This window comes from Streptomyces sp. NPDC020742 (assembly GCF_040641675.1).
In the GTDB taxonomy this organism is placed as follows: Bacteria; Actinomycetota; Actinomycetes; order Streptomycetales; family Streptomycetaceae; genus Streptomyces.
Map to the genome: position 1 here is coordinate 15,781 of NZ_JBFAEA010000016.1, position 20,454 is coordinate 36,234.

The 20,454-nt window shown below is 68.4% G+C and carries 13 protein-coding genes; 3 read left to right on the forward strand and 10 right to left on the reverse strand.

Annotated elements, in window-relative coordinates:
- Positions 1–5 precede the first annotated feature (5 nt).
- The 4 genes from AB0G84_RS24675 to AB0G84_RS24690 all read right to left on the reverse strand — a co-directional run bounded on the left by AB0G84_RS24675 (position 6) and on the right by AB0G84_RS24690 (position 7,976).
- Positions 6–3,260 carry an amino acid adenylation domain-containing protein gene (locus tag AB0G84_RS24675; protein WP_361324651.1) on the reverse strand — a complete coding sequence of 1,085 codons (3,255 nt, stop codon included), beginning with the start codon at positions 3,258–3,260 and terminating at the stop codon, positions 6–8.
- A gap of 199 nt (positions 3,261–3,459) precedes the next feature.
- The gene (locus AB0G84_RS24680; RefSeq protein ID WP_361324654.1) at positions 3,460–4,131 is read right to left on the reverse strand and encodes a transposase; all 672 of its coding nucleotides are present in this window, start codon (positions 4,129–4,131) and stop codon (positions 3,460–3,462) included.
- Between the two features lie 900 nt (positions 4,132–5,031).
- Positions 5,032–6,969, reverse strand: a complete 1,938-nt coding sequence (locus AB0G84_RS24685; protein WP_361324657.1) for a KedN5 family methylcobalamin-dependent radical SAM C-methyltransferase — start codon at positions 6,967–6,969, stop codon at positions 5,032–5,034.
- Between the two features lie 227 nt (positions 6,970–7,196).
- Positions 7,197–7,976 (reverse strand): class I SAM-dependent methyltransferase, encoded by a 780-nt coding sequence (locus AB0G84_RS24690; protein WP_361324660.1) that lies wholly within the window; start codon positions 7,974–7,976, stop codon positions 7,197–7,199.
- A gap of 588 nt (positions 7,977–8,564) precedes the next feature.
- Here AB0G84_RS24690 and AB0G84_RS24695 point away from each other — a divergent pair.
- The 3 genes from AB0G84_RS24695 to AB0G84_RS24705 are packed head-to-tail and all read left to right on the forward strand — an operon-like array spanning position 8,565 to position 11,560.
- The gene (locus AB0G84_RS24695; protein ID WP_361324663.1) at positions 8,565–9,635 is read left to right on the forward strand and encodes a glucose-1-phosphate thymidylyltransferase; all 1,071 of its coding nucleotides are present in this window, start codon (positions 8,565–8,567) and stop codon (positions 9,633–9,635) included.
- Positions 9,620–10,585, forward strand: a complete 966-nt coding sequence (gene rfbB / locus AB0G84_RS24700) for a dTDP-glucose 4,6-dehydratase (RefSeq protein WP_361324666.1) — start codon at positions 9,620–9,622, stop codon at positions 10,583–10,585. The genes AB0G84_RS24695 and rfbB overlap by 16 nt, the downstream gene beginning before the upstream one ends.
- Positions 10,586–10,645: 60 nt before the next feature.
- Positions 10,646–11,560 (forward strand): aminoglycoside phosphotransferase family protein, encoded by a 915-nt coding sequence (locus tag AB0G84_RS24705; RefSeq protein WP_361324669.1) that lies wholly within the window; start codon positions 10,646–10,648, stop codon positions 11,558–11,560.
- Positions 11,561–11,659: 99 nt separating this feature from the next.
- On the opposite strand, the gene AB0G84_RS24710 is transcribed toward AB0G84_RS24705, so the two are convergent.
- The 6 genes from AB0G84_RS24710 to AB0G84_RS24735 form a co-directional block, all read right to left on the reverse strand.
- On the reverse strand, positions 11,660–13,624 hold the full coding sequence (locus tag AB0G84_RS24710; protein ID WP_361324672.1) for an ABC transporter ATP-binding protein: 1,965 nt from the start codon (positions 13,622–13,624) through the stop codon (positions 11,660–11,662).
- Complete coding sequence (locus AB0G84_RS24715) at positions 13,621–15,636, reverse strand: ABC transporter ATP-binding protein (RefSeq protein ID WP_361324675.1); 2,016 nt, start codon at positions 15,634–15,636, stop codon at positions 13,621–13,623. The genes AB0G84_RS24710 and AB0G84_RS24715 overlap by 4 nt, the downstream gene beginning before the upstream one ends.
- Positions 15,636–16,505 (reverse strand): xanthine dehydrogenase family protein subunit M, encoded by an 870-nt coding sequence (locus AB0G84_RS24720; RefSeq protein WP_361324678.1) that lies wholly within the window; start codon positions 16,503–16,505, stop codon positions 15,636–15,638. Before AB0G84_RS24720 ends, AB0G84_RS24715 begins: the two co-directional genes overlap by 1 nt.
- Before the next feature lie 123 nt (positions 16,506–16,628).
- Positions 16,629–17,090: a (2Fe-2S)-binding protein gene (locus tag AB0G84_RS24725; RefSeq protein WP_361324681.1), complete on the reverse strand. Its 462-nt coding sequence runs from the start codon at positions 17,088–17,090 to the stop codon at positions 16,629–16,631.
- A gap of 77 nt (positions 17,091–17,167) precedes the next feature.
- Positions 17,168–17,791, reverse strand: a complete 624-nt coding sequence (locus tag AB0G84_RS24730; RefSeq protein WP_361324684.1) for an FkbM family methyltransferase — start codon at positions 17,789–17,791, stop codon at positions 17,168–17,170.
- A gap of 230 nt (positions 17,792–18,021) precedes the next feature.
- Complete coding sequence (locus AB0G84_RS24735) at positions 18,022–20,436, reverse strand: xanthine dehydrogenase family protein molybdopterin-binding subunit (RefSeq protein WP_361324687.1); 2,415 nt, start codon at positions 20,434–20,436, stop codon at positions 18,022–18,024.
- Positions 20,437–20,454 lie beyond the last annotated feature (18 nt).

Sequence of the window (20,454 nt, forward strand, 5' to 3'; positions counted from 1 at the left end):
CCTAGTCAGGACGAGGAGTCGACATCAGACGACGAGATGGCCGAATCAGCGGCCTGGCCCACCTTGACCGCGAGGCCGCGAATCGTAGGATTCTGGAAGAAGTCGACGATCGCCAGCGGTACGCCGAACTTCTCCACGACCCCTCCGACGATTTGAGCGGCCTGCAGCGAATTTCCGCCCAGCTCAAAGAATCCGGCATCGGGGTCAGGGTTACGGATGCCGAGGGCGGGTCCGATGAGCTCTTCGGCAAGTCGCCGCTCGGTGGCCGACAAGACGTACTCGGCCTCACCGAAGCCACCGGTGTCCTGGCTGGCGAGGACTTCCTCCAGAGCCGATCGGTCGACCTTTCCGTTCGGCGTCAGGGGCACGTCGTCAAGAGGAATGAACCTCCGCGGGACAGAGTACGCAGGTAGCCGGTTCGCGGCTTCCTTCCGCAGGGTCGCCGCATCCGGCCCGGTTCCTTCCGCGGCAGGGACGACGAAGGCAACCAGGCTCCGGCCGAGCGCGGGGTGGTCGAGGTACTCCACTCGCACCCGTTCGATGCCGTCGATGGCGCTCAGGACCTGCTCGATTTCGGACAGCTCAACACGAAACCCATTGACCTGGACCTGGCGGTCGTTCCGACCGTAGAAGTCGAGATTCCCGTCCGGGCGCCACCGTACAAGGTCACCGGTCTTGTAGATGCGTTCACCAACGGCCGGTACGGAGCGGAAGCTGCGGGCTGTGAGGGCCGGTTCTCCGAGGTAGCCGTCAGCGAGGCTGGGGCCCGCGATGCAGAGTTCGCCGATGGCGGCGGGGGGCAGCAGTTGGTCGTGAGCGTCCAGGATGTAGGCGCGCAGGCCGGGTATGGGCCGCCCGATGGGCGGCGAGGTGGACCATTGGCCCTCGCAACGCATCAGGGTAACTCCGACGGCTGTCTCGGTCGGGCCGTAGCCGTTCCAGAATTCCCGGCCGTTCCGTGTCCAGTCCTCGACGAGGGAGCCGGGGAAAGCTTCGCCTCCGACGGAGACGATACGCAGGTGGGGGTACTCTCCCTTGAGCCGCGGCATGAGGGCAGGGGGCAGCTCTGCGATGGACACCTTTTCGTGCCGCATGAAGTCCGCCAGGAGTTCCGGATCTCGCCGCTGTTCAACGGTGGCGATACAGACGGCGGCCCCGGCGTAAAGGGTCGCGAGAACCTCTAACACGGAGACGTCGAAGCTCAGCCGGGCGAAGGCCAGGACCCGGTCGTCGGGCCGCGTGTTGAAGGCGGTGGCGAACTCGTGGCAGAAGTGCAAGCACGCGCGCTCGCTCACCACCACCCCCTTCGGTTCCCCTGTGCTGCCGGAGGTGAAGATGACGTAAGCGGTGTCATCGGGGGTGGGCAGCGTCTGCGGGGCCCAGCCCACGCCTGCACGCGGAGCACGCTTCTCGGCTTGGGGATCAATGACCGGGAGGGAGTCGCCGACCAGCTCGCGAGCTTGCTCACGGCTCGCGTCCGTGCCCACCACCAAGGCAGCGGCGTCAGTCTTCTTAACAATCGAGGCGAGCCGCGCCGCCGGTGCTTCGATGTCGAGCGGAACGTAGGCGGCGCCCACCATGGACGTCGCGAGCACGGCGCTCACAGCGACCGGACTCTGACTGCTCAGGAGCAACACACGTGCACCCGAGCCCACGTCGTTCGCCACCAGGGCGTCGGCGATCGCTCGCGCGTCCGTCAGGATCTCTTCGTAGGTGTAACTGCGACCGCCGTAGCGGACTGCTTCGCTGCCCGGCCTGCTCGTGGCGTGCTTGTAGACCGCCTCAAGGACTGTCTCGCCGGCGGCCTTGGTCGAGTCCCCTCCGTTTGCGAGGCGGGCCAGCGCGTCGCTCTGGCGGTCGGTCACGATGCTGAGGCGGCCGAGAGGCGTTCCGTCGTCCTGGGCGGCAGAGCGGAGCAGTTCACGCAGCGAGTCGACGAAGTTCTCCAAGCTCGCTCGATCAAACAGGTCATCGCGGTAGGACGCGATGAGGTCCAAGCCGCCGTTGCGTTCTCGGACGAGGAAGGACACATCCACGTCTGTGGCGCTTGGATACACCTCTTCCAAGGCCATCCGGCATCCCCCGAGATCAACAGCGGGAACGGCCATCTCGCTGTTCTCGTATCCGTACTTGAGCTTGATGATGGAGTTTGTCCCTGGCTCACGAGGGTTCATGGCACTGGCGATCTGCCCGAACGGAAGGTCGCCATGTTCAGCAGCCCGAGAGACGCGCGTACTTACGGTCGAGAGAAACGTCGGCACCTCCGCCGCAGGATCGATGCTGATCGAAACGGGGAGAACGTTCGAGAAGGGGCCGATGACATCACCGAACTGCTCCCCGGGCCGGGTATCACCGGTCCAGCCGATGGTGACTTCGTCTTGCTGGTTCCAGCGGGAGACCAGTAGGGCGAGGAGCCCGAAGACGACGGTCGGCACATCGGCGCCCACGGCACGCCCGACTTCCGCGAGTGCCGACGTAGCGCCGCTGCTGGCCACTTCGGCGCTTATCCGGGCAGGGGTAAGACTGCGGAGCCGACCCTCGTTGCCATGGTCTCGTCGAGGGCGGTCCAGCGGTAGCGAAACACCGCTGTATTGGTTCGCCGACCACCACTTCCTCAGAGCGTCACCGCGCCGGTTGAGCATCTCGTACTGCCAGTGGCTGAAGTCGGAGTAGGAGAGTTCAAGATCCCTCCCCGCCATCGTTGAGAGATAGGCGGCTGCTACCTCGCGCATGAAAATGGCGACGGAGTGGGCGTCCCAGGCAGCTTGGTGAACTGTCCAGACGAGCAGATGCTGGTCGTCCGAGCAGTGCACGAGCGTCGCGCGCGCAAGGACCTGGTTCTCCAGCGTTAGAGGATGCGCGGATTCAGTGCGTAGGACCTCGCTCAGTACGCTGTCCGTAGCCGAGCCGGTAGCGTCGACAGTGCGCACCTGGAGATCAGCGCGCGGCACGGCGGCATCCCGGCCTTGCGGCGCAGAGAGTACGGACTGCCTGCTGACTGTTGACCGTAGCGCCGCGACCAGCCGGTCGTCGTCAACTTGGCCGTACAGGACGAACCGGTACACAAGGTTGTGCTCGGATGGGTCGCCCCCTGTCTGTTCCCGGAACCACATCCGTTCTTGCTGCGCGGACCAGCGCAACTGTCCGGGAGGCACGGCCGTCACCGGTGGTACGTCAGAGACGTTGCCGCGGAGGTGCGCCGCGAGGAGCTTCCGCCTTTCAGGAGACAAACTGGCCAATTTCTCGGACAGGTTCGACAACGCAATCCTCCTGAAGGGTGATCTCGCGGTGGCGCATCAGTGACGCAGGGCGTCCAAGTCGCGTAGCTGTTGTCGGCTCAGAGCTTGCCGAGGTCGACACGCTGTTGCGGCCAGGGGCATCGACAGCGGAGACCGCCATGGCCAGCGACAGAACGCCGTGGGTGGCCAAGAAGTGGGTCTCCGGGCGGGTTGGCCCCGATCAACCGGAGTGGGTCCGAGCCTCGTCCTCCCTTTTCGCCCGCATCATCGCGGCGTCGGCCACAGCCTGGGACCAGTCGCTTTGCACCTGTGTGTACGGCTCGTCGAGCACCGCGCACCGCAGTCGGGGCCACATACGTGCCTTGGCCCACTGCCCGAAGCGCCATTGTGCCGCCTGAAAGGCCACCCCGAACGTCGGCGGCAAGTCCCGCCACGCGCATCCGCTGGTCACCACGTAGACGATTGCGGTGAACACTGCGCGATCCTCAGCGGAAGCCGTCCCTCCTGCCTGCGGGTGATCCCGAGGCCGCGGGATCATCGGCTCCACCAGCATCCATAACTCGTCTGGCACTAACCGTTGCGATAACTCGTCGATGCCGCCATCCTGCCACTCCAAGCGACCAGATAAGGCGCCCTCAAACCTCCATTTGGTGGCGATCACGGCTATTTCGACCCGGGAGCCCACTCCGAGCTTGAGCATGATGCGCGCAACGTGCTCCCGCGCCGTCCTTTCGGATATTCCCAGCTCCATACCAATGCTGCAGTTGGTCTTACCGGTGGCGACCAGATGAAGAACCTCCATCTCCCGCGCACTCAAGGAGAGTATCCCGCGGCGCAGCTCAACGACCTCGCCGCTCGGTTCGATTTCGTGGGTCGTGGCAGTGTTATACACTCTTTCCCCTCCCGTTATGAACAATCATCGAATACCTCTTGCCCTGCGGCGCATCTGTACGCACTGACTGCAACCAACCCATGAGAGTGTTTTGGATTCAGCCACAGAGGGAACCTCGCCGGCCGTCGACCAGTAGTGGGACGGCATCGAGACCGTACGTCCTGAGAGACCGCAAACGCCGCCGACCAGGGCAGCAACCGCGTCATCAAGCGCAGCGCACGATGCATCTTCGGTTCACGCGCCCGCGCCGGCCAACGCCTGCGCTCACTCTGCGCAACCGCGAGACGCTCCCGACACGAGGCGTTTCGAAGACCCGAAACGACGTCAGCGCCACCGGAACTCCAGTCAAGGGCTTCTTCCGTGAATCCTCCCGCCGCCACGACGGCTGAGGGATCGAAGACCTCATTCAGAGTTCCTTAGCTCACGAAAAAAATTACTCTCTTGGCGATTCACCGACTCGACGTTGATCGACCCTACGAAGTCATATGCCCTTGAGCAACACCGCGCATGTATCGAGGAGGGCGGATGGCAAAGTCTCGGTCATGGCCGGACAGGCAACTTGAAGCGCTTTACGGGGCTCGAAGAACGGGGTGATACGAGACGATCGCCGGCACAGCGGCACCACCGCAACGGGGGGCATAGCCCTATGCTCCCGCTGGTCATGGATGCGCCATGCACGTATCGGCTTGAGCCGGTGTCCGCCAAGCGGCCACCGACTGGCACTTGCTGGAGCGACGACGGGTTGACGGTGGAGCGTGATCACGTCAGCTACAGCGGGCAAAGGTCTGGCTGAATCGGGCCCTGGTGGGGGTGGAGTCAACTTCCCTTTGCAACGGGTGAGTTGGGTCGGCCAGACATCAGCGTGACCGACACCCGCGACACCGCCGCGACGGCAGCTCGTTATGAGGCCTCCGGTACAAGATCCAGGGGCTTCCGCGCTGCGGGGGCCGGGGTGTCCGGTGCCATTGGTGTGGCCGTCGCAAAGTAGTGCGCTCCGGTCTCGTGGTTGTCGAGATGGAGGTAGAAACCGCGGCGGGAGCGGAACTCGTACGCGGTGGGGTTCGCTTCGGGAAGCGTCAACACACCTCCGGCGAGCCGCTCATAGGCGGCAACCACGTCGAACGGAAACCTCGCAAGGTCCTGGCTCACGTATGCGTCGCCGCTCTCGTCCAAGCGCCAGCCTTCAGGCATGCTCGCCCCCGGCGGCTGGTAGACGGGCCGGGAGAAGCGTTCGAAGCGATACAGGTGGGGCCCGAACTCGGCCCAGGCAGCGGGAAATCGGGAGACGACCTGTTCGTTCCACCAGCGCTCGACCTCGGCGTCGAGCTCCGGATCGGAGTACAGCATCCGATGACCGGCGGCGACGGCCGGCGACTCGGCAAGCACGGGGAACGCTTCGCGGAACGCCAGGACGGAAGGGTGCTCGGAGGCGTCGATCCACTCCAGCAACGAGTGGATGACCTGCGACTGCGTCATCCCGGCGAGTAGCCTGGCCGGGTGCCACAGCCGCTTGAAGTACTGGTTCTCGCCCAGGATGCGGGCCAGGAACATGAAGCGCTGCATCGCGAAGTTCTCGGCGAGGCTGGCACTGCGGCTGGCGAGCACGTACTCGAAGTCGTCCGACTCGCCGCGCACGGTGACAAAGCCATGCAGCTCCCGCTTTTCGCTGTAGTCCGTGTTGGGCAGCAGAAGCAGCGGATAGACGGCGATGCGGGGCACCTTCTCTGCGATTCGGTCGTAGCCGTCGAGGAACGACTCGACGGTTTCGCCGGGGGCGCCCCAGATCAACTCGACGAAGGACTCCATGCCCTCGGCGGCCAGCCATTCGGCGAGATCCTGCCACTGGTTGAGCTTCATGTTGCGCCGCCGCATGTCGGTGAGCGCCTCGTCGGTGAGGGTCTGCAGGGCAAGCGTGAAGGAGCTCTTGAAGCCGTTCTGCTTCAGGGTGCGCACGATGCGGTGGAAGCGCTGGGACTTGTTCTTGGCCCAGTTGGCCTCGAGCGAGGTGGGGAAGCCGTACTTCTCGTGAACCTTCAGTAGATCCTCGGTGAACTCCTCGTCGGCTTCAAGCATCCCGAAGTTCGCGTCACACAGGAACACGGTGGGGACCTGGTGGTATCCGAACAGGTCCAGCTCGGCGGCCAGGCGATCGCGGGAGAAGGAGCGCACCCGCTGGCCGGTCGCCCCGCCCCAGTAGCAGAAGGAACAGCGATACGGGCATCCGCGGTTGGTCTCCATCAGGGCGAACTCGTAGGGGAAATGGCCCTTCTGGTCGAGCAGGGGTATCGCTCCGGTGAGGAACGGCGAGGGAATGATGTCGAGGTCGTCGATCCTGGGTCGGTCGGGCGTGGTGGAGAAGTCCTGGCCGGATGTGCGGTACGAGAGTCCGGAGACGGCCGCGAGAGCGGGGGCGCCCCGGTCGGCGAGGACGGCCGCGACCAGTTCGCGGAAGGTCAGTTCGCCCTCACCGTTCACCACGATGTCCACGTCCGGGCATTCCCGGAACACCTTCTGAGCCTGGTGGCTCACGTGATTTCCGCCGAAGACGGTGAATCCAGCGGGTTTCAGCTGCTTGTGCACTTCCGCCAGAAGGGAGAAGTTCCGGTAGTTCCAGCCCACCACGGAGAACGCCAGCACGTCCGGGATTTCCTCGCTGAAGATGGCCTTGGTCATCTCGTTGACTCGCCAGCCACCGCGCATGTTGTGTATGCGTACGTCGACTTCGGGACTGATGTCGGGATCGGCGTCGAGCACTGCTTTGAGATAGCCGGCCGCGAGGGGCATCGAATCGACGGGAAGGTCCCAGGCGCTCTGCTGCACCAAGGCGATCTTGAGCATGTGCAGTTGCCTCCATAGCTGAAGTCCATGAGATGTTCCGCGGTCAGCTGCTGGGCGCCCAGGTGACCTCTGCGTCTGCGCTGCGCTCGAAGGCGTACAAGGGCCACTCGGGCGTGCCCTTGGTGCGGTCAGCGTCCCTGCGATTCCCGTGCCGGGTCAGGACATGGGAGCCGTCGCCGTGGACGGCTTCGCCCTCTACGGGTGTCTCGCGGAAGTGCCGGGGCCGCTCAGGCGTTCTTGGTGGCGCGCAGGCACCGGCATGCCACCGGCAGATCGATCGTCTTGTCCCCCGACAGCCCCAGTTCCTCGCGTACGTACGCAGCCACCTGCTCGTCCACGGCACTCCGGGCATCGACCGGCAGCGCGATCGCGCTGGCGTCAGTGCCCAGGAGCCCGACAAGCTCCCCCGCAGTCACCGGTTTCGACCAGGTCATGCGCATTTCGGTGAATACGGAGAACAGCGATCCGGTGGGCGGATCCGTGGCCTCCCTGGTGGGCGCCGCACCGGTACCCGTCGGTCCTTCCGCGGCGGCACGGGCACGCAGTTCGCGGGTGAAGCTGTCGAGTTCGGCCACCCAGGGGACGGAGAGGGCCCGGTGGTTCCACGCCACACCGAACGTCCCGCCGCTGCGGAGGACGCGTGCGATCTCCGGGACGGCCCGTTGCGGATCCATCCAGTGCCAGGCCATGGAAATCAGCACCGCGTCAGCCTGGCCGTCGGGCAGCGGAATCTGCTCGCCGGTTCCCGACAAGACCCTCGCGTCGGGACAGTTACGGCCCAGGGTCTCCCGCATCCGTGGGTCCGGTTCCACCGCGATCACGTGTTCCACGTGATCGACCAGGCTTCGGGTCAGCGCACCCGTGCCGGCTGCGAGGTCGACCACCGTCTTGCAGCCGTCCGGGACGAGCCAGTCCACAGCCGCCTCGGGCAGACCGGGACGAAAGCGGTCGTAACGCTCGACAATCTCGCCGAACGACAGTCCTCTGGCCGCGTGTTCAGGAGACACGTTCACTCCTCTGACCCCTCTCCGATTTCTTCACTCGCTTTTTGACATGCGTTGAGGACTGCGACGGCCTTTTCCAAACGACCTTTCCTTGAGAAATGCAAGAATGCAGCGCCCTTTCGCTGCCCAGGAGTTGACCGTTGTCACCAGATCAATACTCCACGTTGGCCTGTTGTCTTGCCTATTGGCTCTTCCGCCACGGGGAACTGTCCGCCGTCAGTCGACCGACGCAACTTCCGCCATTCAGGTCAAGAATGAGTGCATGAAATTTTTTGACGGGGACTCAAGGGATTCGGGACGGCTGGGCGCATCGCTGCAGGTCAGTGCGCTCGCGGGAGCAGGGCCTCAAGATTATCTGGGGCAATAATTGCCCGGCCTGTTCCCGCAATTGCGGACACGACTCGGATCGCCATCGGGCCAGGCTGTCCTACACTGAGGCGAACTGCCGGAGGCCGCCCGATCTGAAGCCGACGTACGCCCCGAGTCAGCTGTTCCGTTTGAACTCCACCATCCCGCCGTTCGACAACGGTGAGTGCCCCGGCCGGTGCCGAACCGGGCGTCAGCCCGGGAAAGCGGAAAGGGAGAGATGAAGTGAAAGCCTTGGTCCTCGCCGGAGGTTCCGGAACCCGGCTACGGCCGATCACGCACACTTCGGCCAAGCAACTGGTGCCGGTCGCGAACAAACCCGTCCTCTTCTACGGCCTGGAGGCAATCGCCGAGGCCGGGATCACCGACGTCGGCATCGTGGTGGGTGACACCGCGCAGGAGATCCAGCGCGCCGTCGGGGACGGATCCGCCTTCGGCTTGAATGTCACCTACCTGCCCCAGGCAGCGCCGCTCGGCCTGGCGCACGCGGTGCTGATCGCCCACGATTACCTGGGCGACGACGACTTCGTCATGTACCTCGGGGACAACTTCCTGATCGGCGGCATATCGGAGCTGGTGGAGCGGTTCCGCAAGGAGCGCCCCGCGGCCCAGATCATGCTGACCAAGGTCGCCGATCCCCGTGCGTTCGGCGTGGCGGAACTGGACGCCGAGGGGCGGCTGATCGCCCTCGAGGAGAAGCCAGCCAAGCCCAAGAGCGATCTGGCCCTGGTCGGGGTCTTCCTGTTCACCGCCGCGGTGCACCCGATCGTGGCGGACCTGGCTCCGTCGGACCGGGGCGAACTGGAGATCAGCCAGGCCATCTCCGGGCTGATCGACGCCGGTCATCCGGTGGCGACGACGATCACCGAGGGCTACTGGAAGGACACCGGCAACGTCGCCGACATGCTGGAGGTGAACCGGCTCGTCCTGGAGGCGATGGAACCCGACCTCGCCGGTGTGGTGCGGGACTCGGAGCTGATCGGCCGGGTGACGGTGGCGCCCGGCGCCGTGGTGCGCAACTCCCGCATCGTAGGCCCAGCCGTCATCGGACCAGGCAGCGTGGTGCAGGACTCCTACCTGGGGCCGTTCACCTCGGTCGCCGAGGACTGCCAGATCATCGACAGCGAACTGGAGTACTCCGTCGTCCTGCGCGGAGCCGCGGTCCGCGGGGTGCGGCGCATCGAGGCCTCACTCATCGGCCACGAGGTGGAGGTGACCCCGGCGCCGCGGACGCCACGGGCGCACCGTCTGGTCCTCGGCGATCACAGCAAGGTGCAGATATGCGCGTACTCGTAACCGGCGGCGCCGGCTTCATCGGCTCGACCTACGTGCGCGAGCTCCTCTCCGGCGCATACCCGGCCTGGCAGACCGCCCAGGTGACCGTGCTCGACCTGCTCACGTACGCGGGAAACCTCGCGAACCTGGCGCCGGTGGACAGGCGGTTCACCTTCGTGCACGGCGACATCGGCGATCGCGCCCTGCTGGAGAAGGTGGTGCCGGGGCACGACGTGGTGCTGAGCTTCGCGGCCGAGTCCCACGTGGACCGCTCGATCGCGGGAGCCGCCGACTTCGTACAGACCAACGTGCTCGGCGTGCAGAGACTCTTCGACGCCTGCCTGGAGGCCGGGGTCGGACGCGTCGTGCACGTCTCCACCGACGAGGTGTACGGCTCCATCGCCTCCGGATCCTGGGACGAGACCGCACCCCTGGCCCCCAACTCGCCCTACGCCGCATCGAAGGCCGGCAGCGACCTGCTCGCGCGCTCCTACCACGTCACCCACGGGCTGCCCGTGGTCATCACCCGGTGCGGCAACAACTACGGGCCCTATCAGCACCCGGAAAAGGCCATACCGCGCTTCGTGACCCGGCTGCTCACCGGGGGGACGGTGCCGCTCTACGGGGACGGCACCAACGTGCGGGACTGGATCCACGTCAACGACCACTGCCAGGGAATCCAGGTCGCCGCCGAGCACGGAGCGGCCGGCGAGGTGTACCACATCGCCGGAACCCACGAGCTGACCAACATCGAGCTGACGGACCGGCTCCTGGCCGCCTGCGGAGCGGGCTGGGACCGGGTGGAAAAGGTGCCGGACCGGCCCGGCCACGATCGCCGCTATTCCCTGACCGACGCGAAACTGCGGACCCTCGGCTATGCACCCCGGATCTCGTTCGAGAAAGGACTGGCCGAAACCGTCCACTGGTATGCCAGAAATATCGCCTGGTGGCAGAAGTCGGGACCGTACTGAGTACCCCGCCGGTCACGTGCATAATGCACGTGCTTGCATCACAGCACTATAGTTACGGCCGTGACGGACACCGAAAATGAGATCACCGCGGATCTGATTGCAGCGTTACTCCGCGAACAGCACCCCGACCTGGCCGACTTGCCGCTGACGCTCGGCGCCCGCGGTTGGGACAACCAGTTGTGGAGGCTCGGCGACGACCTCGCGGTCCGGCTGCCCTGGGCCACGGAGGACGCGGACGAACTGCTCCTCAAGGAGTACACCTATCTGCCTGGCTTGGCACCCCAACTCCCCTTGCAGGTACCGGTTCCACAGCGTCTGGGTCAGCCTTCCGAGCGATTCCCGCGCCCTTGGATCGTCACCACCTGGGTCCCCGGCGAACCTGCCGACCGCGCCCCCGCGACGCACGGCGTCGCAGCAGCCGATGCCTTGGCCGCCTTCCTCAAAGCCCTGCATCAGCCCGCGCCCGGCGACGCGCCTGTCGGCCGTAATCGAGGAGGTCCGCTGGCCAACGCCGACGAAGGCTTCGAGTATTTCCTCAAAGAGACGGCGAATCGCGGGTTGATTCCCCACCCGGATACCGTGCGCGAGGTCTGGAAAGACGCGCTGAACGCACCTGTCTGGACAGGTCCGTCTTTGTGGCTGCACGCAGACTTGCACCCGGCCAATCTTCTGACGAGAGACGGTACATTCTGCGGCGTCGTCGACTTCGGCGACCTGTGCGCGGGAGACCCGGCCTGTGACCTGGCGGCCGGCTGGCACGTTCTGCCGGACGGGGCCATAGACCGTTTCCACCAGAGCTACGCGTCGGCTGCTGACGTGGCGACCCTGCGCCGCGCTCGCGGCTGGGCCGTGCTCAAGGCACTCGCATGCCTGCTCATCGGCGACAACGGCGTCCATGGCCGCACGGGTGGCAAAGCCACGTGGGGGCCGCCGGCGGACGCGGCTCTGCGGCGCCTGACCGCGACTCACTCCTGATGTGAAGTAGCCGCGCCGGGGTCGCGGGTGTCGGACACGAGGAGGTCCAGCGCGTCACTCCCCTGACCGGCCCGCGACTCACGGAGCCGGGCCCCGCCGTCAGGACACGCTGTCCCGCCACGCCCGGTGCAGCTCGGCGAAGCGGCCCCGCCCGATGACGAGTTCGGCCGGAGAGCCGTCCTCGACGATACGGCCTTCGGCCAACACCAGCACCCGGTCGGCGATCTCCACCGTGGACAGGCGGTGCGCGATGACCACCGCCGTACGGCCGTGCAGCACGGTCCGCATGGCGTGCTGCACCGCCCGCTCGCCGGGGATGTCCAGCGAACTCGTCGCCTCGTCCAGGATCAGCACGCCCGGGTCGGCCAGCAGGGCGCGCGCGAGACTGACCAACTGGCGCTGGCCCGCCGAGATCCGCCCGCCCCGCTTGTGTACGTCCGTGTCGTACCCGGCCGGCAGCGCCGCGATGAAGTCGTGCGCGCCGATCGCCTTCGCGGCGCGCTCGATCTCCTCCCGGCTCGCGTCCGGGCGGCCGATCGCGATGTTCTCCGCGACCGTGCCGGAGAACAGAAACGCCTCCTGGGTGACCATGACCACGCCGCGGCGCAGATCGGCGCCGGACAGCTCGCGCAGGTCGACCCCGTCGAGCAGAACCCGGCCACTGGTGGGGTCGTAGAAGCGGGCCAGCAGCTTGGCGAGAGTGGACTTCCCCGCGCCGGTGGGACCGACGACGGCCACCGTGCGGCCCGCCTCCAGCGTCAGGCTGAAGCGCGGCAGGACCTCGCCGCCGGTGCGGTAGGCGAAGCGTACGGAGTCGAGCACCAACGCGCGGCCGGGGCCCGCGCCACGGAGCGGAGGCAGTGCGACGGGCGCCTCGGCCTCGGGGACCCCGGGGCGCTGAGCGAGCAGTCCGGCGATCTTCTCCAGGGACGCGGCCGCCGCCTGATAGCTGTTCAGCAGTACGCCCAGCCGGTCGATGGGGTCGTACAGCCGCCGCAGATACAGCGCCGCTCCGACCAACGCTCCCAGCGCCAGAGCGCCGGTGGCCACCCGGTAGGCGCTCCACAGCATCAGCACGGCCACCGCGGAGTTGGCGACCAGGCGGGAGGAGGCCACATAGCGCGCCATCTCCAAGGACGCGTCGCCGCTGACCTGTTCGTGCCGCTTGTTCAGCCCGGCGAACTCCTCGTCGTTAGCGGGCTCGCGGCGGAAGGCCCGCACCGGACGGATGCCGTTGAGGGTTTCGGCGAACTTCACGACGATGGCTGCGGTGGCCGTGGACTTCCTGCGGTAGGCGCGCATCGAGCGCCACTGCAGGGAGCGCACCAGGAGGGCGAGCGGCGGCGTGGAGACGAGCACGGCCACGCCCAGGCCCCAGTCCAGGTACAGCAGCATCCCCCCGATGTAGACCGTGGACAGGCCGATCGCGATCAGCTCCTGCAGGCCGTTGCCGTTGTTGAGCAGCGCGCGCAGGTTCTCGACGTCGGCGGTGGCCCGGGAGACCAGGCGCCCCGAGGTGTAGCGCTCGTGGAAGTCCAGGCTGAGGGCCTGCGAGTGCCGGAAGATGCGGGTGCGCAGCTCCAGGAGCGCGTCCTGGCCGAGGCGCCCGAAGAGCTGGATGAAGCCGTACTGCAGAACACCGGCGGCCACGGCGCACAGCAGATACGCCGTCGCCACGGCCAGCAGCGGACCCGTGTCGTCGCGCCGGAGGGCGGGCACGGCACGGTCGATCGCGAACGCGACCAGCAGCGGGCCCGCCTGCACGGCCGCCTGCTGCAACAGGACCAGCAGGGCCGCCGCCCCCACCTGGCGGGAGTGCGGGCGCAACAGGGAGCCCAACAGTGCTCGGGGGGCGCCCTTGGGCGTGGGCAGCGCGTCCCGGTCGAAAGGGTCGTCAGGGCCGGGCCCGGGCCCGGAGTCCGCGGCGGCGTCGCCCAGGGGCGTGGCGTCGACGGCGGCAGAGGCATCAGTGGCGGTTGCCGCGCCGGCCGGCCCGGTGCCCGTGCCACGCCCCTGCGGGCCGTCCCGCCCGTCCGCCTGTCCGGTGGTCGCGCTCGTGCTCATCGCTTGTCGTCCTTCTGCTTGCCTCGCGTGCCGGTACGGGCCTCGGGGCCGGCCGTTGCGGCGGCGGTGCCGACGGCAGGGGAGGGCGCGGGCCCCGCCGGGCCGCCCGACATCAGGGCCGCGTACTCGGCGCTGTCCCGTAGCAGTTCGTCATGGGCGCCGACCGCGGCGATCCGCCCCCCGGAGAGCAGCGCCACCCGGTCGGCGAGCAGGATCGTGGACGGGCGGTGCGCCACGATCAGGGCGGTGGTCTCCGCAAGGACGCGCCGCAGCGCCGCTTCGACCATGGCCTCGGTCCGGATGTCCAGCGCGGAGAGGGGATCGTCCAGGATCAGATAGCGCGGCCGGGCGACGACGGCGCGGGCCAGCGCCAGCCGCTGCCGCTGGCCGCCCGAGAGGCTCAGCCCCTGCTCACCGACCTGGGTCCGTGGACCGTGCGGGAGCGCGGACACGAACTCGTCGGCCTGGGCGACCTCCAGGGCCCGCAGCAGATCCGTGTCCGTGAGTCCGTCCCCACCCATCAGGACGTTCTCGGCCACGGTCGCGGAGAACAGCGTCGCTTCCTCGAAGGCGACGCTGACCAGGGTCCGCAGCTCCTCCCGCGTCAGCGAGGCGATGTCCCGGCCATCGAGCAGAATCCGGCCGCCGGTGGGCTCGTACAGCCGCGGGACCAGGGCCGTGAGGGTCGTCTTGCCGCTGCCCGTCGCGCCGACCAGGGCCATGGTCTCGCCGGGCCGGACCCGCAGGTCGACCCCTTGCAGGGTGGCCGGGGCGTAGTGCGGTGCGTGCGGGTAGCGGAACTCCACGCCTTCGAAGGCCAGTTCACCAGGTCTCGCCGCGCTGCCCGCGCCCGCCCCGGGCGCCTTCGCCTCGACCGCCGCGCCGCGCGTCTTTCCTGGGCTACGGGCCTCTCCTGCACCGGGCGGCGTCCCGTCCGTTACCACTCCGGCCTCTACTGCCGCCGTGGCCTCTCCCGCTCCTTGCGGCTGCGTTTCCCACTCCGTGGGCTCGTCCATCACCTCGAAGTAGCGCTCGGTGGCCGCGGCCGCCTCGTTGCTCATCGCCAGCAGAAAACCGATCGACTCCGTCGGCCAGCGCAGCGCAAGCACCGTGGACAGAAACGCGACCAGCGTGCCCGCCGAGAGCCCGCCATCGGCCACCTGCACGGTGCCGAGCACCAGCGCCGCGCCGATGGCGAGCTCCGGGAGCACGGTCATGACCGCCCAGAGCGCGGCCATCAGCCGCGCCTTGCGCAGCTCGCTCGTACGCACCTTCCGGGCCAGCGCGGCGAAGGAGCGGGCCTGGCTGCGGTGGCGGCCGAAGCCCTTGACGATCCGGATGCCGAGGACCGACTCCTCCACCACCGTGGTCAGATCGCCTACTTGGTCCTGGGCCCGGCGCGAGGCGACCAGGTACCGCGCCTCGAAGAAGGAGCACAGCACCACCAGTGGCACCACCGGAGTCAGCAGCACCAGCCCCAGCGTCCAGCGCTGCCCCAGCAGGATCACGAAGCCGATGAGGATGGTCAGGCCGTTCACCACCAGGTACGCCAGCGGGAAGGTCAGGAACATCCGGATCACGTTGAGGTCGGTCGTGCCGCGGGACAGCAGCTGGCCTGAGGACCAGTGGTCGTGGAAAGGCATCGGAAGCCGCTGCACGCGCCGGTACAGAGCGCCGCGCAGCGCCGCCTCGACTCCGGCCAGCGGGCGCGCCACCAGCCAGCGCCGCAGCCCGGACAGCCCGGCCTCGGCAACGCCGAGCACCAGCAGATAGATGCCGCCCAGCCAGACACCGCCCGGATCGCCCTCCGCGACGGGCCCGTCCACCATCCACTTGAGCACCAGGGGGATGACCAGCCCGGCGCAGGAGGCGAGCAGTGCGACGACCACCGAGGTGAACAGCCGCCCGCGCACCGGCCGGACATACGGCCACAGCCGCAACAGGGTTCGTACGGCGGACCGTTGGGTCGAGTCGGGCTCGGCGGGCGCCGCCGCGCCGGGCGTACCGGTCATCAAGAGCACTCCGTTCCGGCTGCGTCGAGGACGGCGCGGCGCGTCAGCACCCGGGCCAGGTGGGCCCGGTAGGCGGGCGGATGGTCCGGGTCCGTCGACGGCGGCGCGGTGCCCTCGGCCGCCGCCTCGGCGGCCCGGCCCACGGCCTCGGCCGTGGCGTCCGCACCGGCCAGGGCCGCCTCGGCGGTGGACGCCCGCAGCGGGGTGACGCCCATGTTGGTCAGCGCGATACGCGCCTCGGCGATGCCGCCGCCCTCGCGGCGTACCGCCACGGCCACACCGACCAGCGTGGCGGTCTGCGCGGAGAGGTGGAACTTCTCGTAGTGGCAGCCCCAGCCCTCCCCGAGCTTGGGCACGCGGATCCCGACGAGCAGTTCGTCGGGCTCCAGCGCGGTCGTCAGCTGGTCGACGAAGAACTCGGCGGCCGGGATGGTGCGTCGTCCGCGCGGGCCCTGCGCCACCAGCTCGCCGTTCAGCGCCAGGACCACCGGCGGCAGGTCACCGGCCGGATCGGCGTGAGTGACCGAGCCGCCGAGAGTGCCGCGGTGGCGAACGGCGGGGTCGCCGACTGTCTCCGTCGCGGCGGCCAGCAGCGGGGCGTGGCGCCGGACCAGCTCGTGGTGGAGGACGTCGTGGTGGGTGGTCATGGCGCCGATGACGAGCGCGTCCGCCTCCTCTTGGACGCCGCGCAGCTGCGGCACCCGGTTGATGTCGACCACCAACTGCGCGGAGGCGCGCCGTAATCGCAGCATCGGCAGCAGGCTCTGGCCACCGGCCAGCACCTTCGCCTTCCCGCCGCGCTCTGCGAGCATGCGGACGGCCTCCCCAACGCTCTCCGGGCATGCGTAGTCGAATGCCGCGGGGGTCATGCTGCCCTACCTTCCACTAGCCTTCCGGGCGCCCGGAAGGCACGGCCAGCTGCGGTCACCGGGGCGGGTTCCGGGGTGGTCATGCGTACGCCTCGTCCCCACGCGGGGCCGGTTCCGCCGGGCTTACTGTCTGGCAGCCGCAGCGAGCACGGCCTTGACGATGTTCTGATAGCCGGTGCAACGGCAGAGGTTACCCTTCAGCGCGCGCCGGACCTCCTCCTTACCTGGTTCGGGGTTGTGCCGCAGCAGATCGCGGGCCGCCATGATCATTCCGGGGGTGCAGTAGCCGCACTGCAGGGCGTGGTGCTCGTGGAACGACCGCTGCAGCGGATGCCACTCGCCGTCCCGGGCAAGCCCTTGCACGGTGGTCACCTCACCGCCGTCCGCCTGCACCGCCAGGACCGAGCAGCTCTTGACGCTCGCCCCGTCCAGATCGACGGTGCACGCCCCGCAGTTCCCGGTGTCGCAGCCACTCGACGTGGCGGTCAGGCCCAGCCTGTCCCGCAGGTAGTGGACGAGGAGAAGCCGCGGCTCCACCTCGTCCTCGTACGTGGTGCCGTCCACGTGCACCGAAATGCGGTTCATCTGATCTCCCTCAAGGAAGGCCGAGCGGCGCCGATGGAATGCGGAATGCGGCCGATGGGGTACGGCGTGCGCCGGCCTCAACTGTCGCCGCGGGCTCCAGCGCCCGGAGCCCGGAAGATGCCGTCGATCATCAGCATCTGACCGGTCGTGTCGTCGCCGCTGTGATTCTGCTCCAGGGCGACCGCCGAAAAGCCCCGTCCGCTCAGGAAGTTCAGCACCTCGCGGAACGTCGGCGCGCCATGGTGCATGTCGACCAAAGACAGTTCGACTTCGAGCAGCGCGATGTGGTCGAGGACCGGCCCTGCGCCCTCCAGGACAGACAGTTCGGCGCCCTCCACGTCCAGCTTCAGGTACACCCGGCGCCCGTCGCACCCCAGCTCGTGCCAGAGCGAGCGCAGCGACCGCATCGGGACCATCTCCGTACCGGCCGCGACGTCCTTGGGCCATACGCGGGAGTGGAGCTCGGTCCGCCGGAAGACCGACGAGCCGAGCGAGGTTCGGCTCAGGTACAGCAGGACTTCGCCGTCCTCGGGCCCCAGTGCCACGTTGTGGCAGTGCCAGTCGTCGTCCGACCGGGCGGCCTCGGCAAGGACACCGAACGTCTCGGACCCCGGCTCGAATGAGAAGATCTCCCCGCGAAAACCGCACTGCCGCATCCACTTCGCGTACTGGCCGCCGTTCGCACCGCCGTCGATCACCACATCGATGTCCTGCAGAAGAAGACGTCGCCGTTCCTGAGAGGTCATCAAGTTTGCGGTTTGCGGTGGGAGATCCTGTACATCGCGTGGTGCTGGACGTGTCACGACAGCCTCGCTCTCGGCGTGAGGGTGGGTAGGGTTCGGCCCGTGGGCGACGGGGGAATGAGGCGCCGAGCGGCAGTGGATGCCGTCCCGTCGCCGACGGCCGGAGGTGCTCTCCCGGCCCCGGACCGTCAACGCCCGGAGCGGCACGCGTCGCCAACTTCCCTGATCGCCGCCCAGACGCGGCCCGGCGTCATCGGCATGTCGATGTGCCGGACGCCGAGGTGAGCGAGCGCGTCGACGACCGCGTTCTGCACCGCGGGAGTGGCACCGATCGTCCCCGCTTCGCCGATTCCCTTGACGCCGAGGGGATTTACGTCCGTAGGGGTCTCCCCGGCCACCAGCTCGAAGTCGGGCAGATCGGCGGCGGCGACGGCCCCGTACTCCGCGAGCGTCGCGCTGAGCGGGGCGCCGTCTGCGGCGTAGCGCACCTCCTCGAACAGCGCCTGGGCGACCCCTTGCGCGATGCCGCCCTGGCGCTGGCCTTCGGCGAGGGACGGGGTGAGGACCGGCCCCGCGTCGTCCACGGTGACGTGGCGCAGCAGCGTGGTCCTGCCCGTCTCGGTGTCGACCTCGACGACCGAGAGGTGCGCACCGAACGGAAACGTCGGCCCGTCCGCGTCGAACTCGGCGTCGGCGCTGATCTCGCGCTCGGCGTGCTTGACCAACTGGGCCCAGGTCAGGGTGCGGCCGGGGCTGCCTGCCGCATGCCAGGTACCGGAACCGGTGTCGAGAGTGACGTCGGACATCGGGACGCCGAGGAGCTCGGCGGCGTACCCCCGGGCCTGGTTCCTCACCTCGGAGGCAGCCTTGACGACCGCGGAGCCGCCGAGCTGCAGGGACCGGCTGGAGTAGGTGCCGACGGCCTTCGGGATGAGGTCGGTGTCCCCGTGCACGACGGTGACCAGGTCCATCGGGATGCCGAGCTCGGCCTCGACCAGGACCGCCCAGGCGGTGTGGTGCCCCTGCCCCTGCGCCGAGCTGCCGGTCAGGACCGTGGCCTGCCCCCTGCCGTCCACGGTCACCTTCGCGGTCTCACCACCGCCACCGGTCATCTCCACGTAGACGCAGAGACCGATGCCGAGCACGTTCACGCACCCGTTGGCCCTGCGGGCGGCCTGCTCAGCCCGGAGCCCGAGGTAGTCGGCGGCCCGCAGGACCTTGTCGAGAGCCGCCTCGTAGGCACCGGAGTCGTAGCGGACCCCCGTTGCGGTGCGGAACGGGAAGGCGTCCGCGGCGATGACGTTGCGGCGGCGGACCTCGGCCGGGTCCATGCCGATTTCGGCGGCGTACAGGTCCACCGCGCGCTCGATGGCGGCCGTGGCCTCCGGCCGGCCCGCGCCGCGGTACTTGTTCACGGGGGTGGTGTTGGTGACGACGACGCGGAATCCGCTCTGCACGTGCGCGATGTCGTACACACCGGGGGCCATCGTGCAGGTCACGGGGGCGAGGGTGCTGGTACGCGGATAGGCGCCCGCGTCCTGGACGACGTCGAGGCGGTACGCCGTGATCGTGCCGTCACGCGTGCCGCCGAGCTTGACGCGGTTGAGCTGGGCACGGCCCTGCGTCATGGCGATGAGGTTCTCGGCGCGGCTCTCCACCCACCGCACCGGGGTTCGCGACTTCCACGCGGCCCAGGCGACGACGATGGAGTCCCGGTCGATGCCGATCTTCGCGCCGAAGCCGCCGCCGACGTCGGGGACGATCACCCGGATCGCCTCGGCCGCGATGCCGAGGGACGCGGCGAGGGTGCTGCGGCAGCGCTGAGCGTTCTGGCTGCTGTGCCAGACCGTGAGCCGGGTACCGTCGAAGGCCGCCGCAGTGGCACGGCACTCCATCGGGACGCAGGCCACCCGGTGGTTGACGATCTCTCGCTCGACGACCACGTCCGCTTCGGCGAAGACGGCGTCGTCGTAGCCGTCGCGGTCGCGCTGGTCGGCGATGTTGGTCCCGGCCTCTTCGCAGAGCAGCGGCGAGTCGTCGCGCATTGCCAGTGCGGGGCCCACGACGGCGGGGAGCTGCTCGTAGTCCACGTCCACGAGCTCCGCGGCGTCCTGGCCGTCGTACTGCGTGCTGGTGAGCACGACCGCGACCGGCTCGCCCACGAACCGGACCTTCTCCTCGGCGAGCAGGGGCTCGGCGAAGAACCCGCCGCCGCCCTCCGGCTGCCGGAACGGCTGCGGTGCGGGCAGGCCGGTCAGGTCCGCGGCCGTGTAGACCGCCACCACGCCGGGGTGCGCCTCCGCCCGGGACGTGTCGATGCCGGTGATGACCGCATGCGCGACCGGGGAGCGCACGAAGGTCACGTACGCCGCCCCCATGAGCTCGGGGACGCGCAGGTCATCGACGTAGACGCCGCCCGAGGTGAGCAGCCGCGGGTCCTCCACCCGGTTCACTCGGGTGCCGAATGCGTTCATGGCGCGACGCCCGGGGTCATGGTGGTACGCGGCCAGCGGCGCTCGGTGCCGGGCCTCGGGCGCCGACGTGATCGCGCCGGAGTCGGTCGGCTCGCCAAAGGACGGTGCGCGCGTTCCGCTGCCGGCCATGCCCCTCACCTTCTCAGC